Annotated in this window: 13 protein-coding genes; 11 read left to right on the top strand and 2 right to left on the bottom strand. The window is 49.3% G+C overall.

Translation table 11 applies throughout. The features are described from left to right. Nucleotides 1-73: 73 nt before the first annotated feature. Complete coding sequence (locus CF651_RS22015; RefSeq protein WP_094017032.1) at nucleotides 74-1,369, bottom strand: MFS transporter; 1,296 nt, start codon at nucleotides 1,367-1,369, stop codon at nucleotides 74-76. Between the two features lie 163 nt (nucleotides 1,370-1,532). Here CF651_RS22015 and CF651_RS22010 point away from each other — a divergent pair, with 163 nt between their 5' ends. Then, nucleotides 1,533-2,084, top strand: a complete 552-nt coding sequence (locus tag CF651_RS22010; protein WP_094017031.1) for a TlpA family protein disulfide reductase — start codon at nucleotides 1,533-1,535, stop codon at nucleotides 2,082-2,084. Nucleotides 2,085-2,165: 81 nt separating this feature from the next. Here the strand turns inward: CF651_RS22010 and cimA are convergent, their stop codons facing one another. Next, entirely contained in the window at nucleotides 2,166-3,785 is a 1,620-nt protein-coding gene (gene cimA, locus CF651_RS22005) for a citramalate synthase (RefSeq protein ID WP_094017030.1), read from the bottom strand. Between the two features lie 203 nt (nucleotides 3,786-3,988). On the opposite strand from cimA, the gene CF651_RS22000 reads away from it, so the two are divergent. The 10 genes from CF651_RS22000 to yjbM all read left to right on the top strand — a co-directional run bounded on the left by CF651_RS22000 (nucleotide 3,989) and on the right by yjbM (nucleotide 16,739). Next, entirely contained in the window at nucleotides 3,989-5,290 is a 1,302-nt protein-coding gene (locus CF651_RS22000) for a DNA polymerase IV (protein ID WP_094017108.1), read from the top strand. A 9-nt stretch (nucleotides 5,291-5,299) separates the two neighbouring features. Next, nucleotides 5,300-5,812 carry a molybdopterin-guanine dinucleotide biosynthesis protein B gene (mobB, locus tag CF651_RS21995; RefSeq protein WP_094017029.1) on the top strand — a complete coding sequence of 171 codons (513 nt, stop codon included), beginning with the start codon at nucleotides 5,300-5,302 and terminating at the stop codon, nucleotides 5,810-5,812. Nucleotides 5,813-5,872: 60 nt separating this feature from the next. After that, complete coding sequence (locus CF651_RS21990) at nucleotides 5,873-6,106, top strand: ferredoxin (RefSeq protein WP_094017028.1); 234 nt, start codon at nucleotides 5,873-5,875, stop codon at nucleotides 6,104-6,106. A gap of 148 nt (nucleotides 6,107-6,254) precedes the next feature. Further along, nucleotides 6,255-8,087, top strand: coding sequence for a CHASE2 domain-containing protein (locus tag CF651_RS21985; protein WP_094017027.1), 1,833 nt, complete (start codon nucleotides 6,255-6,257; stop codon nucleotides 8,085-8,087). 146 nt (nucleotides 8,088-8,233) lie between these two features. Beyond that, entirely contained in the window at nucleotides 8,234-10,327 is a 2,094-nt protein-coding gene (locus tag CF651_RS21980; RefSeq protein WP_179232931.1) for a FecR domain-containing protein, read from the top strand. A gap of 35 nt (nucleotides 10,328-10,362) precedes the next feature. Continuing rightward, complete coding sequence (locus tag CF651_RS21975; protein ID WP_094017025.1) at nucleotides 10,363-11,985, top strand: stalk domain-containing protein; 1,623 nt, start codon at nucleotides 10,363-10,365, stop codon at nucleotides 11,983-11,985. Nucleotides 11,986-12,090: 105 nt separating this feature from the next. After that, nucleotides 12,091-12,831, top strand: a complete 741-nt coding sequence (locus tag CF651_RS21970; RefSeq protein WP_179232930.1) for an HD-GYP domain-containing protein — start codon at nucleotides 12,091-12,093, stop codon at nucleotides 12,829-12,831. Between the two features lie 161 nt (nucleotides 12,832-12,992). Beyond that, nucleotides 12,993-14,459 (top strand): L,D-transpeptidase family protein, encoded by a 1,467-nt coding sequence (locus tag CF651_RS21965; RefSeq protein ID WP_094017023.1) that lies wholly within the window; start codon nucleotides 12,993-12,995, stop codon nucleotides 14,457-14,459. 350 nt (nucleotides 14,460-14,809) lie between these two features. Then, a complete protein-coding gene (locus CF651_RS21960) occupies nucleotides 14,810-15,910 on the top strand; it encodes a quinone-dependent dihydroorotate dehydrogenase (RefSeq protein ID WP_094017022.1) in 1,101 nt (366 codons plus the stop codon). Between the two features lie 22 nt (nucleotides 15,911-15,932). Then, a complete protein-coding gene (yjbM, locus tag CF651_RS21955) occupies nucleotides 15,933-16,739 on the top strand; it encodes a GTP diphosphokinase (RefSeq protein ID WP_094017021.1) in 807 nt (268 codons plus the stop codon). Nucleotides 16,740-16,778 lie beyond the last annotated feature (39 nt).

Below are 16,778 nucleotides of genomic sequence, written 5' to 3'. Positions count from 1 at the left end.
ATTAGAATAAAATAACTTCTTCTAATTATATATGAAATCTGTCCTGGACTGCATCCTGCTCCTGAAGGATAGGTCAGCTGATGGTTCCCTTCGGTTTAATCAGGAAAAAGGCCAATCCCAAAGTAATCAAGGATAACGACGTTACGGTTATAAAGACGGTAGCATGCGAAATGTCCATCATCCAGCTAAACAACGGGGGGCCAAAAGCGACGCCAAGAAACCTCAAGCTGTTGTAAATGGAAGTGATCATCCCCCGCTGTTGCTTCTCCACCGAACCGGTAATCATCGTGTTTAAGCAAGGCAGAAGCAGCCCGGTACCGATACTGCTTAGCGTAAGCAGGCCGATGAGAAAATATAAGTTTTTGCCGAGTGTGATGCTACATACCCCTAGAGCTGCTGTCATTAAAGCCAGTCCGATATTGATGAGCCATCGCATCACGGTCCCGTTTTTCTTGATGAGCGCCCCCGTCGTATATGCGGTAACGACTTGCCCCAGTAATGGGATAGCGAGTACGAAGCCTTTTTTGACTCCTTTGATATTGTAAGGCGCCTCCTCTAAAATATCGGATAAGTAAAAAAGTACCCCAAACAAAATAAACAACGCCAGAGATCCAGCAAAAAAGGATGTAATAAGCCAACGGCCTTTCTCCTTAAGGATGGTACCGATCGATTTCAAGTATGGCTTCAACTTGGGGGCGGGCTGCCCTTTTTTTGGCTCCTTCAATAAGAAAACGACGGCTAAAAGGGACAAAAGACAAAAAACAGGAAAAGCGAAAAATGCGGCATACCAGACGATGAGCGCGAGCAGAGAGCCCAGAATCGGGCTGATGACTTTGCCAGTGCCGTTGGATGCCTCCGTCAAGCCTAGAGCCTTACTTTCCGTTCCTCCCGAATACATATCACCGGCCAACGCCATAGCAATAGGAGCGGTTCCTGCGGCTCCAAGCCCTTGTATTGCCCGCGCGATAATAATCGTCGTATAGGAGTTCCAAACAGCTCCGAACCCTGCCAGCACGCCTGCAGCTCCATAAATAATTAAAGAGGGGATAATAATGCACTTTCTCGAAAACCGGTCTGACAAATATCCGGAAATGGGAATGATGAGTCCGGCCGTAACGGAAAATAAGGTGATGACCAATGAGCTTTGAAATTTACTGATGCCTAGTCGATCCTGCAAATCCGGCAAAATGGGAACAAGCATAGAGTTGCCCAAAACCAGAACCAGCGGTACGGAGGCAAGCGCAATAAATTCCGAAACTTTTCCTTTGGAGCCACCCGATTTCTGGCCCGCTTTCTGCTTCTTGGCCGGGGGTGACTCCATGTCACTTTCAAAGGTAATATTCAGCTTCCTTGTTCGAGTCTTTTCCATGGTTGCAAATCTCCTCTGGAACGCAAGTTTGTAACCCTAATGTACCCTTTGATGAAAAGCGCCATGCTCTCAATCTATTCCATGGAGAGTATGAACTAAAGAATGTATTTTTGGGAACAATAAAGGAATAGGGGAACGGCAGTTCATAGGAAGGAGCTTTTACATGAAGCGCAATATGCCTGTCATGCTCATTGCACTACTTTTGGTTGGTTTGGCGATGTATCAAAGCGGTACGATAAAAGAGACGTCGCAGGCTTCGGCAGCCGCAGCGGGTATGGGCTCCGCAGTGGAGATGGCCCGCAACAAACCGGTTCCGGGCTTTACCTTGGAAAGCTTGGATGGACATACCTACCAAGTCGGAGGGCAGAGGGAAAAGCCCCTGATGATTAATTTCTGGGCCACCTGGTGCGGACCTTGTCATGAGGAAGCCCCTGACTTAAAGCAAGTGTATGAAAAGTATAAGGACAAGTTCGATGTTTATGCGGTCAATGTGACAAAAGGAGATCGTGTAGCCGATGTGAAGGGGTTTGTAAAGCAGTATCAGCTCCCATTTCCTGTGCTGTTGGATAAAGAGGGGAAGGCTGCGGAGATGTACCGGATTTTATTCGTCCCGACCAGCTTCTTAATCGATAAGCAAGGTGTTCTGAGGGATGTTATTCACGTGCTGCCCAGAGAACAGCTGGAGAAAAGAATTCAGATGCTGGTTGAAGGATAAAATAAAAACAAGGAGCGCCGTATTCAACATACTGCTCCTTGTTTTTGCTTTTAAAGGATATATCTAATCGTAACTTAGAAATTAATGATTTACCAAGCCCAAACGCTCTCTCTGCTCTTCGACATGCAGCTCGACCTTAGGCTTGCCCAGCAGCGCATAGCGAATACTGTCAATTAATGCGTCCCAGCTTGCTTCGATGACATTGTCGGAAACGCCGACGGTACTCCATGAGTTGTTAAAGTCCGTGGACTCGATAAGTACGCGTACTTTGGCAGCGGTCGTATCCTTCTCATCCAATACGCGAACCTTGTAGTCGCTCAAATGGATGTTTTGCAGAGCAGGGTAATGCTGCTGCAAGCATTTGCGCAGTGCGTTATCCAAGGCATTAACAGGTCCGTTGCCTTCTGCAGCATTGTACACCGTCTCACCTTGCACATTCAGCTTCACGATTGCTTCCGTGACTACAGGCTGGTTCTCGTTCTTGAACATCAGGATTTTAAACGATTCGACTTTGAACGCTTCCTCCAGCTTACCGTAAGCGTTGCGGATCAGCAGCTCCAGCGAAGCATCGGCTCCTTCAAATTGATAGCCTTGATGCTCCATTTCCTTGATTTGCTCGATCAACTGCTTCGTTTGCTGGTTATCATTATCGAAATCAAGTCCGAGCTCCTGCGCTTTGAACACCAGATTGCTCTGACCCGCGAGCTCAGATACGAGTACGCGCTGCTTGTTGCCGACCAGCTCAGGGGTGATATGCTCGTACGTACTGGAGTTGCGCAGGATGGCAGATACGTGGATTCCGCCTTTATGCGCGAATGCGGCGGACCCGACATAAGGCTGATTCATCGGCATATGCATATTCGCAATTTCACTGACGTAGCGGGCAACGCTTGCCAAGCTTTGCAATTGCTCCGCGCTAATACAGCTGTAATTCATTTTTAGCTGAAGGTTCGGAATGATCGAGCACAGATTGCCATTGCCGCAGCGCTCGCCATAGCCGTTAATCGTTCCTTGCACTTGAGTGGCTCCTGCCGCTACGGCAGCCAGACTGTTCGCAACTCCGAGCTCGCAGTCGTTGTGGGCATGGATCCCGATAGGCGCAGCAACGGTTTGCTTAACTACCGTCACAATTTCGGTAATCTCATGCGGGAGGGAGCCGCCGTTCGTATCGCAAAGGACGATCCAGTCCGCGCCGGCTTCCTCGGCCTTTTTAATGGTTTGCAGCGCATAGTCCCGGTTGTTTTTGAAACCGTCAAAGAAGTGCTCTGCGTCATAAATAACCTCAAGCCCTTTACTTTTCAAATAACGGACGGAGTCATAGATCATAGCCAGGTTTTCTTCCAGTGTTGTTTGGATGGCTTGGAAAACATGGAAGTCCCACGATTTGCCGAAGATCGTAGCGACAGGCACGCCAACCTCCAGAATGCGATTCAAATTCATATCATTCTCGGGCAGTGTATCCTTTCTGCGCGTACTTCCGAAAGCGGTAACCTTGGCATTCTTCAGTTGAAGCTCAGACACCCGGGTGAAAAATTCAATATCCTTATTGTTACTGCCGGGCCAGCCGCCCTCAATATAGTGAACTCCGAGGGAATCCAGCTTTCGGGCGATTTTCATTTTATCCTCTACTGATAAGCTGATGCCTTCGCCTTGGGTTCCATCTCTTAAAGTCGTATCGAAAATTTTCACGTTAGTCGCCATGGATATCCTCCTAAATCATACAAGCTTGCGTAAAATATAATTAAATATTATATCACAATGTTTCCTTAGAAAGATACGTCTTTAACAAATTAGACGGGCGTTTGGCTTGACCCTCCGGGAGGAGGATTGTATGCTGGAAAAAGAAGTGATTCGATGAAGAACTACAGTTGCGGAGGGCCGTATGGAGATAACGGTTCGTGCTTATGATGCACAATGATCAAACATTAAAGGCCTACCCGGTCAACGGGCGGGTGATTCTTCATATTGATATGAATGCCTTTTATTGTTCTGTCCATGAGGCGGTGGAGCCGCAGACGTACAAAGGCAAACCGACCGCCGTAGCCGGCAGCGTTGAACTGCGGAAAGGGATTATTGTAACCTGCTCCTACCCGGCCCGGGCCTTGGGCATCAAGACGGGAATGCTTGTCAGCCAAGCGCTGAAGATTTGTCCCGAGCTGCTGCTGATTCGCCCGAATTTTGAGCTGTACCGTCAATTTTCACGACGTTTTATGAAGATTGCCTACAGCTACTCTCCATTGGTGCAGGCGATGTCTATCGATGAGTGCTATGTGGACATTACAGGCTCGAAGCAATTCGGGACGCCGCTGGACATTACGCAGCAGATTCAGCATCAAATTCGCACCGTGCTGCAGCTTCCATGCTCCATCGGCATCGCACCGAACAAGCTGCTGGCCAAAATGGCCTCCGATATGAAAAAGCCGAACGGTATATCCGTGCTGCGCAAGCGGGATGTCCCTCATGTGCTGTGGGATAAGCCCTGCGCTTATCTATATGGCATAGGCGGGAAAACCGCAGAAAAGCTCAAGCGATTGAACATTCATACATTGGGTCAGCTGGCGAAGGCGAGCGACACGCTGCTTAAGGAGCACTTCGGTGTAATGGGGGCCGTGCTGAAGCGCTCTGCCAATGGCGAGGATGACAGTGAAGTGGATCCGGAGCAGGAGCAAAGCAAGTCGATTGGGCATACGACAACCTTGCCATCGAATTTGACGGAGCGCAGCGATATTTTTCGGGTCTTTCTGAATGTGGCCGATCAGGTAGGAAGACGTTTGCGGCGTCAGAAGCTGATGACGCATACCGTGCAAATTACAATTCGGGACCCGGATATGAAGACGATAACCAGAGCGGCCAAGCTGAATGCCCCGACGGAGAATATGGAAGATATTTACCATATGGCATGCAAGCTGTTCGATGATCACTGGAATGAAGGGAAGCCTGTACGATTGCTCGGCATTACCCTTCAAAGCTTGTCAAGCAAGCAGGAAACGGCTGTTCAGCTGGATTTGTTCGATTACCAGAAGCAGCCTGCGAAGGAGAAGCTCAACAAAGCGCTTGATGCCTTGCGGGATAAATTCGGTGAGAACGCGGTATTGACCGCAGGGATGCTTGGTGACGATCCGTCCTCCTTGATCCGCAATCATAAGGTAAGGGGCACTTCGCTTCAAATGGATCATATGAAGGAGCAGCGTCTGGAGGAGGAGTGAGGCTAAGATATGGCTGTGGTTATTGGATTGGCGGGGTATTCCAACAGCGGAAAAACGACCCTCGTTACGAAGCTGGTGCGGCATTTTGTCGGGAAAGGGCTCCGGACTGGGGTAATTAAACATGATGGGCATGGGCATTATAAAGAAGTCGAGGGAGCCGACTCCACACTGTTCATTGAAGCCGGTGCGGATGCGGCGATGGTCGTGTCACCGGATGCTTATCGGGTCTACAGAAGACAAGCTTTGCTTGAATGGGAGCAAATGCTTTCACAGCTGCCGCTTCAAGAGCTGGATCTCGTTCTTGTCGAAGGGTTTAAGGGCGGGGCTCACGATCAAATTGCGATATTTCGGCATGCCGATCAAGCGAGTCTGCTGAATCAGCTTTACAAGCCTCCGATTGCAGCGGTAGCTCCAGTAGAACTATGGGAATATGCTGAAGCGTTGGAAATTCCTTGTTTTGAGCCGGATGATATCAATTCTCTTGCAGGACTGATTCAAGAACGTTATCGACTTTTTATTTGAACTTTGCCTTGTTTTATATTATATTTTAGGATGAGGTTACAAATTAGGAGGAATGTAGAGATGGCTAAATACACTTGGGTAGAGAAAGATACCTGTATTGCATGCGGAGCTTGCGGCGCAACGGCTCCTGATATTTATGATTATGACGATGAGGGTTTGGCTGAAGTAATTTTCGACGGCGATGGCAACAAAGGCGTAACGGAAATTCCAGAAGACCTGTACGATGATCTGCAAGATGCACAAGATGGATGTCCAACAGATTCCATCAAAGTAGCAGATACTCCTTTCAACTAATCATAGGTTAAAATAAAAAGCCTTCTTCTTTTAGGTCTTCTGGCCTAAGGAGAGGGCTTTTTTCTTTGTGTCTTGACAGAAACTTGATATTTTCCGGAGAAAATTATGTTAATATAGTTAACGAAAACCAAGTAAACGGGGGGCATTTATGAAAAAGGGTGTACGTAAATCTGCCGTCATTTTGATCGGGAATGCATGCGTTGTCCTGATATGCTTTATTTTTTTACTGTTTGGTGTTTGGAAGGTCTTATCGGACCGAACCTATGATTTCAATATGAAACAGTCGATGACCGGGCAGCCGAATGAGGATATTGTGGTAATCGGTATCGACACGGAATCGATCAAGTCGGTAGGTCCTTATCCATGGGACCGCAAAGTATATGCGCAGCTGATCAGCCAGCTGGAAAAAGCCGGAGCCAAAGTGATCGGTTTCGATATTGAGCTCTATACAGCCAGCGCCAATCCCGAGAGCGATAAGCTGTTGTCGGAAGAGCTTGCCAAGCATAAAAATATTGTGCTGCCTTCTCACGCGAAGCTGGGAAGCGACTTTGACCGTTCCACGAAAGTGAAAGAAGGCGAGCTCATTTCAGCCGATGAGGTGGAGCAGCCGATTTCCTTGTTCAAACCGTATAGTAACAAAGCCCATATAAACGCGACCTATGATACCGATGGAATCATCCGTTCGAATTGGCTGCAGATCAAGACGCCGGAGGGAATCTTTCCATCCATGGGTCTTGCTATGGCTCAATTGGCGGGGGCGGACGTTACCAAATATGTAAACTTGCCTCTGCTGCAAAATCGCCCCAAATCGGAGATGCTGATTAAATGGGATGCGCTCGAGTATAACTTCGAAACGATATCTTTTGCCAGAGTATTAAACGGCTCCATTCCTCCCCAAACGTTCAAGGACCGTATCGTGCTTGTCGGGTATACGGCACCGGGGTCCGACGAAGGCATCACGCCGGTCGAAAAGCATATGCATCTGGTGTATGCCCACGCGAATATTTTGAATCAAATATTAAATCAGAGGCTGATTTCCCCTGCGGGCGGCGCAGTGACTATCGCTCTGTCGGCATTTATGATCGCCTTGTTCGGTTTCTTGACCTGGCGCTTGAAGGCGATCACGGGTATTGTACTTGTATTCGGCATGTCGGTGATTTTGCTTGTCGTGCAATATATGACGTTTGCTTACAACGATATTTACATCGAAACCGTGGGCGGGGTCGCGAGCGGACTTATCTCCTATCTGGGCAATATCGCGATGAAAACCTATTTTGAGACCAAACAAAAAAACTATATCACTAAGCAGTTCGGACGCTACATTTCACCGGATCTTGTAAACGAGATCGCTAAGAGCGATTCAGAAATCAAGCTGGGTGGCATCAGCAAAAATTTGACGGTGCTGTTCCTGGACGTCCGGGGATTCACGCCGCTCTCAGAGAAGCTGAAGCCCGAGGAAGTCGTCGATTTTTTAAATATGATGTTCGACTTGATCACGGAGAAGGCGCTGCATAACCATGGGACTATCGATAAATTCATTGGCGATGCCGCGATGATTCTGTACAACGCTCCGTTGGATGTGAAGGATCATCCTTATTACGCCGTGAGGACCGCTTTTGAAATCCAGAAAGGCATGGAGAAGGTCCGGGCGGAAGTGATGGAGAAATACGGCGTTTCCATTAGTGTAGGGATCGGTATTAATACAGGAGACGTCGTTGTGGGCAACATCGGTTCGTATTTGCGGGTAGATTACACGGCTATCGGCGACAATGTCAATACAGCTGCACGTATTGAGTCCAACACGAGCCCGAATCAAATTCTGGTTTCCGAATCGACTTATGAGCTGACCAAGGCTTATTTTGAATATAACTATGTCGGTGAAAAGCTGATGAAGGGGAAAAGTGTTCCCTTAAAGCTGTTCGAGGTGACAGGTTGGGTCCAGGCACCGGCTGCGAAAGCAGGGGAAGGCAAAGTTTCGTAGCACTAGCAATCGGATGAATTGGCTGAATCCGGCTCGGATCCTGTCAATATTTGCATTGCCATTTCCTGCCTGCCAAATTACAATTAATAGAGATGAATTTCATAGGTTAATGACTTACGATGATAGGTTTGGAGAGGAGTTTTCATGTGATAAAGAAGTATAGGGGAAGAGCCGCAAACAAGATATCGGCCTTATCAGCTTTTGTCGCATCTTGTCTTGTTTTATTGGTGTTCTCAGCGTGGATAGGCGCCTTGCCTGCGCAGGCTGCGGCACGTGCGGCAATTGTAGTCGAGGTTCATGGGGACGTCAGTGTGAAAAAGGCCGGCGGCTCCAAAACGTATACCGCGTATGAAGATATGAGCTTGAACCAGGGAGATATGATTTATACGGGAGAATCCTCCTCCCTCGTGTTAAAAATTGCGGATCATGATGATAACATGACCATTGGCGAGAATGCCGAGGTATCGATCTCCGATTTGGTTGACCAAGGCGGCGGCAAAGTGTCCAAATTTAAAATTTGGGCAGGCTCCGCATGGACCAAAGTCAAAAGCCTCGTAGGCTCCGAGGACGAGTTCGAGGTGGAAACGCCTACCGCGGTCATGGGCGTTCGGGGAACTTTATTATATACCGGCGTAGATCCGGTAACCGGGGAAACGAAGCTGGTTGTCGGTTCCGGCGTGGTAGGTGCCAGGACAATAACTTCTACTAACGCTGGGGAAGAGGGATTCCGGCAAACCAGCCGGTACGTCACCGTCTACCCTTCGCAGCAGCTGCAGCTGGATACCCGTAACGTTCACTCGGATTTGAAAACGAAAGTCGATATGGTGAACGTAGACGACCTTGTCAATCAGGCCTCACCTGAAGTGATACAAGCCATCATTCAAAATTCGTTGGAAACACAGCAGGAGAATGCGCAGCTGAAGCAAAAACTGCTGGATGATTTGAATAAAGGCATTCAAAAGCCGGATCCGCAGTCGATTCTGCTGATTAAAAATAAAGATGATTTAAACAAGGTCGGCACCAATTTCGATGCCTTTATTCCACAGCTGGCTAAAGAAGCTGTAGATCGGAAAAAGGCCGATTTGAAAATCATAGACGATTCCAATAAAAAAATTGAGCTCCCGCTCAAAAAGATTGATTTGAACAAGCTGGATTCTCTGGATAAACAGGCCGGCTTGGATCCTGAGGTCGTGAAGCTCAAGGAACAAGCCGAGAAAGAGCAGCTAAAGTATGTAAAGGAGCTTCAGCAAGTTCAATCTAATCAGGATAAGCTTGGATTGCTGCTAAAACAGATTGAGAATGAACGAAGCAAACTGCAAGAAGCCAATAAACAAACCCAAGCGGATCAGTTGAAGGCTATTACCGATCAATATTTGTCACAGTTGAGTCCTGAGGAAAGAAAGCGGTTTGAGGAAGCGGTAAAGAAAAATAACGGAGGCGATGTCGTTACTACACCGGTCTCGTCCGGAGGGAGCGGCCATAAAGGCTCAAGCGGCGGTTCAACCGGCAGCGGGCCCAGTGCACCTGCCTTGATCAGCCCATCCTCTGCGGTAACGAGCAATGCACCTGCTCTTGTAGTCAAGGCGCCTGTCGGCACCGTCATAAAGGTATTGAATAACGGTGTTGTTATTGCTCAAGCGGACGGGAATGGGGATCAAGAGGTGCATATTCCCCTTACCTCGTTAGTCACCGAAGGAACAACGGTTTATGATAAGCTTACGATTGTAACGGAATTGAACGGCGTTCAGAGTGCTGCGGTATCGGTTCCGGCTATCACGGTTGACACGACCTCAGGGATTTTCTTAACATCTGTTGACAAGCAAAATCAATCCGTTACCGCAAACCTGACGATGAAAAATTTTAAAGGCACCAAAGCGTTGTATGCGGTTGAGGTTCACCTTATGTACGACAACCGGCTTAGCTACGATGGGGACGGGAGTGTGCCAACCAATACAAGCACTGTGTTCGGTTCGCAGCCTGATAGTGTGCAAATCTTGAAGCAAATCAAGGGAGCATCCAGCTCCGAGCTGATCTATGCCGCTACGAGCTCTCAGCCTGCCCCGGGTAATTTTGAGGTTGATGGGGAACAGCCGCTAATTTCAATCCCATTGCATCTGACAAGCGTGGATACAACGAATCTGGATGTCAAGTTGGTTTCTTATATGGTCGTGGATCAAGCAGGCAATGTGATCGTAGAGTTCGATTCCGGGAATGCACCTGTTTCGGTTCCGGTCCCGTAGTGGTCTGAAGTTAATTGGAATTAAAGGAGAAGCTTATGAAAAGAACAGCAAAAATGGTGGCCGCATCGGTGCTTGCCATGAGTTTATTGGGCGGTACGCAGGCTTGGGCTTCGTCCGCCTCCCTCTCGAGGGATGGCCTTAAAAATAGCAATGGCGGGCTCATGGTCGATGTTACCACCTTCGCTGGCTTAGGGGATGACGGCAGCAGCGACGCCCCAAGGCCTATTGCCACATTCCGTGCCCCGTCAGCGCTATTGATTAAAGAAGACGGAACGATGCTTGTGTCGGACACGAGAAACCATCTGCTCAGAAGCGTTCAAGGGGATCAGGTCGGCACTTTTGCGGGCATAATCCCGTGGAAAGACAGCAAGGGACAGCCCGTCGGCACACGATTGGACGGCAAGGCGGAGCTTTCTATATTCCAAGAGCCTATGGGTTTGGCATCTGATGCTGGTGGAAACGTGTATGTTGCGGATGCAGGCAACCATGCGATTCGTAAAATAGATGCCGCGGGGAACGTAACGACTATTGCAGGCAATGGTCTTATCGGGAGAAAAGACGGCAAGGGCCCGGATGCAACCTTCGATCACCCGCAGGATGTTGCGGTTGCTGCAGACGGAACCGTTTATGTAGCGGATACGCTGAACCATGTGATACGAAGTATTCGTACGGACGGCAGCACCTCAACATTAACCGCACCCTCCGACCGACTGATTGAAGTGACCCCGGGTCAGGTTGTAAATGCCGGAGACTATTTGGATGGTGACATCGCTCAAGCCAAGTTCAATGAACCTGCGGGATTGGTTCTGGATGCTAAAGGCAACTTGTACGTCAGTGACTCGGGGAATCAGCGCATTCGTTATATGGATTTCAGTACTGGGAAAGTCACGACGGTTGCAGGTGCGAACGAAGCTGCTGCAGGCCAACTGTACAACAAGCAAGACTTGTATGCCCCGGGGAGCTTCGCTGATGGCGATGCGGGGAAGGCGCAGTTTAATTTCCCGCAGGGCATTGCGCTTACGCCTGAAGGCGGGCTTGTGATTGCGGACAGCATGAATCATTCTATCCGGTATCTGCTGGATGGGAAAGTGACCACTTTGGCCGGGGATCGCCATCAACAAACCGGTGAGACGGACGGTGTGGAGTATGGAGCGGCGTTCCTGAAGCCGATGGATGTTGCGATTTCAACGGACGGCAGCTTGTATGTGGCCGATGCCTTTAATAACAAGGTACGCAAACTGAATGCTTATCAACTGCCTCCCAGCCTTCCTCAGGATGACCGGATCAAGGTCGTGGTAGGATCAAACGTCATAGCGTTCGATGCGCAGCCCGAAATAGTGAACGGCAGGACGATGGTACCGGTACGAGCCATCACGGAAGCTCTCGGTTATACGGTTGGCTTCAGGGAAGAGGACCGGAGCGTTCAGCTGACTAAAGGCGATGTGACCATTGAGCTTTCGATCGATAAGACAGGGATTCAAAGGCTCGAGAAAAATAAGCAGCCCCTTTCCAAAACAATGGACGTATCCCCTTACGTCAAGGAGGACCGTACTTATGTGCCGGTACGTTTTTTTGCCGAAGAAATCGGTATGGATGTTCAGTGGGATGACGCGACAAGAACGGCTATTTTGCGCCCGGCAACGAATATAATCAAGTAAGTAAATAAAGACCTATGGTGCGTTAGGAGTGCTAATCACTTCACATCATAGGTCTTTTCGATTATGATAAATGACATACATTACAGAGTGGAGGGCGATGAGACGGTGTCCGACATACAGCAGCTGCTGAACAAAATCAATGAATTGGAGAAGCGCAACGATGAGCTTACTTACAAGCTGAAATCGGCTGATGTTATGAAGAACAGCGTTACAGCCAAAGAACAACTGTTTTCGATGAGTGTGATCCGTTCCCTGGTTCTTGCCTTGGATTCCCGGGATCCATACACAGCAGGGCATTCATCCCGAGTTGCCTTGTATTCGTTGTGGATTGCCCGGCAGCTGGAGATGGACGAAGAAGAAGCAGGGCACTTCTACCGTGCAGCCTTAATGCATGATATTGGAAAAATCGGCGTTCCCGATAGGGTATTGCTGAAGGCCGACAGCTTGAACCACGAAGAGTTTCAAATTATGATCTCCCATACGACCATCGGTGCGAGAATCTTATCCAAGATGGAGCCGGAGAAACGGATGCTGCAAGCAACGGAAATCGCCAAATTTCATCACGAGAAGATGGATGGAACGGGTTATCCCGAAGGCTTAAAGGGGGAAGAAATTCCTTATCACGCCCGCATTGTGGCAGTAGCCGATGCTTTTGATGCGATGACGACAGACAGGCCCTATGCAAGAGGGAGAAGCTACCGTGAAGGTGTAGAGGAAATCATTCGCTGCAAAGGCACACATTTCGATCCTGTCGTTGTGGAGGCATTCGAAAAAGTGATGCGGGACCGTTCTTATCTGGAAGGGATGAAGCCGCATTTACTGGCGGAATCACCGATCGAAGAATAAGTGGCACGATCCGACACCTCAGTTCAGTTTGAAGCGAACGAAGGTGTTTTTTCTTTAAAAAATGAGGCTGTTTGCCGATATTACGTTTAGTAGGCATCTGTGTCCTACATCATTACGGTGCACTCGGTAGGGGCTGCACAAGTCCGAAGAGGGGGGCTGGAATGAAAACGAAGGATCATGAGGAGCAGCTGCAGCATTTGTTTCAGCATCATCTATTAAACGATCCGATGTATCTGAAGACTTATGTCCGTCAGCATCCTGGAAATAAAATGGCATGGTATTTGCTTGGCCGTGAATATGACGCTCAAGGAAAGCGCGGAAAAGCATTGTATTGTTATAAGCAAGCCGGGGAGATTTATGAGGCCTTCGAGGAGAAAACAATCACTTTCTCGCCGGAATCGGAGGAATCCCTTCAACAATGGCAGCGCCGCGGTAAAAAAAAGAGGCTGCTTTCCCGCTTGCGCAGCGGGGTCGCAGCTATGCTTGGGGCTGCAGCGATATTGCTGTTTCCGTGGTATTCGCATGAATCGCTACCCCAGCAGGAAACCGCTGCAAATGCGCTTCCGCAGGGGGTCACACCCGCCCAGGCCCAGCAGACGAAGGTATATTACGTCGCAGGCGGTAAAACCAAGGAGAACGTGGGCAACGCGCTGCAGGAAATGCTTTTGAAGGAAAGGGTTTCAAGCTATGCGATCCTAGCCTCCGGCAAGACTACAGAGGATGGGCGCTGGATATCCTGGCTGCAGCCTCCTGACATTGTCTTGTCGGTTGAAGGCAAGGCGGATGCGGCACAGCAGCAGATTGAATACCATGATGCGGAAAGCTGCGCCTGCCAGCCGACGGATCCTGCCAAGCCGAGAGCGATTTACCGCTCTTGGGCGGAGCAGCGGGAGCAGGAGCTTGTCGCGCGTTCGGCGGTTGCCGCTTACACGCGGCTGAAGGGGGCGCCGCCTGCTTCCTTGCAGGAGCTCAGTCAGCCTTATCCGAACAATATGCTTCCGGGGGCTACGGCTTACATGCAGCAGCTGTACGAGCAGCAGAAGGAGCAGTGGGTGAAGGAGGCGGCAGCTATGGGGGGAGCAGCAAGCGTTCCTTCTACAACAGCCTCCAATACGAGCGCTCCGACAGATTCTGGTGGGACTGTGGGGAAAGCGCCTGCTGCCGGAGGACTGATCAAGCCATTGACAGAGCCTATGCAAATTATTGTGGATAAAACGAATCACCGGCTGGCACTGGTCAGCGGCCAAATCATCGTTCGTAATTATCCGGTTGGTCTCGGGGCGGAACGAACACCAGAAGGAACGTTTGCCATTTCGGAGAAGGTTCGTAATCCGAACGGCAAATCGAATGGGGAATTCGGAAGCAGAGGCATGACGTTATCGGATACGAATTATGCCATTCATGGAACGAACAAGCCGTCAAGCATCGGAAAGGACCAATCCTTGGGCTGCGTACGTATGCTGCAGGAAGATCTGGAAGAATTATTTGATATGGCTCCGATGGGAACCCCGGTAACGATAGGAAAGGGACTGCTTCCTTCGGAGGTGAAGCGGGGGACGCCGGTCTTTCAGCTCCCAATGTTCAGTGAGGAGACGAACCCGGGAAAAGTATATAAGTGGCTGGATTAAAGGAAAGAGCCTTGGGCCCTTTCCTTTCTTGTGTACTTATACCTGAAGCGTTTACTTATTAAAGATCAATAAAACGGCCATCCCAATAATCAATAAGACAAATACAGAGCTGATCCAAAGGATGAGCTTTTTGTTGACGGTTTCTTGCGGTTTTCTTTGCTGCAAGTAGGATGGTTTTTTTCTTTGCATAGGTTTATGCCCTTCCTTTATGATGGATTTAAGCATATTTTAACATAATGTACCCGGGCAAGAACATGATTTTGCATAGCATGTCCCCTTTATTTTTGACGCATAAAACGATAAACTGTTCAAGGAGAGCAACTTACAGAACGGTTAGGGGAGAGACATGCATGCTTTACAAGAACATAGCAAAACCGGTGCTGTTCCGAATGGATCCGGAAAAAGCGCATCATTTAACCATTGACGGGCTGCACACCGTGGCGAACCTTCCAGGTGGAAGAGCCCTTCTGCGGGGAATGTATTCCGTTCCGGCTTATGCGGAGCTGGAGACGAGCCTTTGTGGGCTGCGTTTTGCGAATCCGGTCGGATTGGCCGCAGGTTTGGATAAAAACGCGAAGGCGGTTCCGGGTTTTTCCAGCATCGGGTTTGGATTTATGGAAGTGGGTACGGTAACGCCCAAGCCTCAGGCAGGCAATGAATTGCCCCGATTGTTCCGATTGCCGGAGGATGCGGCATTAATTAATCGGATGGGCTTTAACAACGTTGGTATCGAGACGATGGCCGAGCATTTGCGGCAGGCAGGCAAAAGGACGATACCTGTGGCCGTGAACATCGGTAAAAATAAAGTGACGCCCAATGAGCAGGCCGAGGAAGACTACAGGGCATGCATTCGTGGACTTTACGGGTACGGGGACTTTTTTGTGGTCAATATAAGCTCGCCGAATACCCCGGACCTGCGCAATTTGCAGCATGGCGATGATTTATCCCGATTGCTTGCGGCCGTGCAAGACGAAATGAAGCTGCAGCATCAGAAGCATGGCGGTCAAGCCAAGCCGGTTCTGGTAAAAATTGCGCCGGATCTCGAGGGTGATGAAATTACTTATATGGTGCGTACGATCGTAGACAGCGGTGTCTCCGGCATCATTGCATCCAACACGACGATTTCCCGCGCAGGCTTGACCAACAAGCATAAGGGAGAGACCGGGGGACTCAGCGGCAGACCGTTAACGGAGAAGTCAACCCAACTGATTCATACGATCTACAGTGCAACCGAAGGGAAGCTTCCGATTATCGGCTCGGGAGGCATTTTCTCGGCACAGGACGCTTACGACAAAATCCGAGCGGGTGCGAGCCTCGTTGAGGTATATACCGCATTAATTTATGAAGGGCCGGGATTGATCCGGCGACTGAACGAAGGCTTGAGAGAATTGCTCCGCAAGGACGGCTTTAAACATATTTCGGAGGCTGTCGGCGCGGCTCACAGATCGTAGCTAGGAAAATGGAGGAATATGGATGGATGGACGCGACTGGAAAAAATTTCTGATGCCTTATGAGCAAGCCGTTGAGGAATTGAAGGTCAAATTTAAAACTTTACGTGGCGAGCTGAAAAGCCGCGAAGAATATTCACCGATTGAATTCGTAACCGGTCGGGTTAAAAAGACCTCCAGCATCTTGGAGAAAGCCAAGCGGCTGAACGTTCCGATGGATCAGTTGGAAACAGGCATCGAAGACATTGCAGGCATTCGGATCATGTGTCAATTTGTCGAAGACATTGAACGGCTCGCGGAGCTGATCCGTGAGCGTGAAGATATGACGTTATTGTATGAGAAGGATTATATCCGTAACAAAAAGCCGAGCGGCTACCGCAGCTACCATATGATTGTCGAGTACCCGGTGCAGACTGCACTCGGTATGAAGCGGGTATTGGCGGAGGTGCAAATTCGCACCCTGGCCATGAATTTTTGGGCTACGATCGAGCATTCGCTAAACTACAAGTATCGGGAGAGTCTTCCGGAGGACGTAATCAAGCGACTCAGTAAAGCGGCGGAAGCCGCCTATATTCTCGATCAGGAAATGAGCAGCATCCGGGATGATATTATGGCTTCACAGCAGCTGTTCGAGGATAAATCGAATATCGTGACCCGGGTGCTGAACGGGATTCAGGAGCTGTATTTTTATCATCGAGTCCGCGAGGCAGCACAATTTCAGCTTCGATTCAACGAGCATTGGGAAAGCGACGATGTCTGGTACCTCAAAGAGCTTTCCAATGAAATTGAGGAAGCCATCGTGCGTGCCAAGAAGGGCAACAGCAGCAATTAACTTATTTGCTTAAAATACCGGCAGCTGTCGACTCGTGCT

It is taken from the genome of Paenibacillus rigui, assembly GCF_002234615.1.
GTDB lineage: Bacteria > Bacillota > Bacilli > Paenibacillales > NBRC-103111 > Paenibacillus_S > Paenibacillus_S rigui.
Note: the sequence above shows the minus strand (reverse complement) of the source record. Positions and strands in the feature narration are given on the sequence as shown.

Excerpts from the sequence above, each read along its gene's own strand:
- CF651_RS21990 (WP_094017028.1), top strand. The coding sequence starts at position 5,873 with ATGGCTAAATACACTTGGGTAGAGAAAGATACCTGTATTGCATGCGGA.
- yjbM (WP_094017021.1), top strand. The coding sequence starts at position 15,933 with ATGGATGGACGCGACTGGAAAAAATTTCTGATGCCTTATGAGCAAGCC.
- cimA (WP_094017030.1), bottom strand. The coding sequence starts at position 3,785 with ATGGCGACTAACGTGAAAATTTTCGATACGACTTTAAGAGATGGAACC.
- CF651_RS22000 (WP_094017108.1), top strand. The coding sequence starts at position 3,989 with ATGATGCACAATGATCAAACATTAAAGGCCTACCCGGTCAACGGGCGG.
- mobB (WP_094017029.1), top strand. The coding sequence starts at position 5,300 with ATGGCTGTGGTTATTGGATTGGCGGGGTATTCCAACAGCGGAAAAACG.
- CF651_RS21960 (WP_094017022.1), top strand. The coding sequence starts at position 14,810 with ATGCTTTACAAGAACATAGCAAAACCGGTGCTGTTCCGAATGGATCCG.
- CF651_RS21985 (WP_094017027.1), top strand. The coding sequence starts at position 6,255 with ATGAAAAAGGGTGTACGTAAATCTGCCGTCATTTTGATCGGGAATGCA.
- CF651_RS22015 (WP_094017032.1), bottom strand. The coding sequence starts at position 1,369 with ATGGAAAAGACTCGAACAAGGAAGCTGAATATTACCTTTGAAAGTGAC.
- CF651_RS22010 (WP_094017031.1), top strand. The coding sequence starts at position 1,533 with ATGAAGCGCAATATGCCTGTCATGCTCATTGCACTACTTTTGGTTGGT.
- CF651_RS21965 (WP_094017023.1), top strand. The coding sequence starts at position 12,993 with ATGAAAACGAAGGATCATGAGGAGCAGCTGCAGCATTTGTTTCAGCAT.
- CF651_RS21975 (WP_094017025.1), top strand. The coding sequence starts at position 10,363 with ATGAAAAGAACAGCAAAAATGGTGGCCGCATCGGTGCTTGCCATGAGT.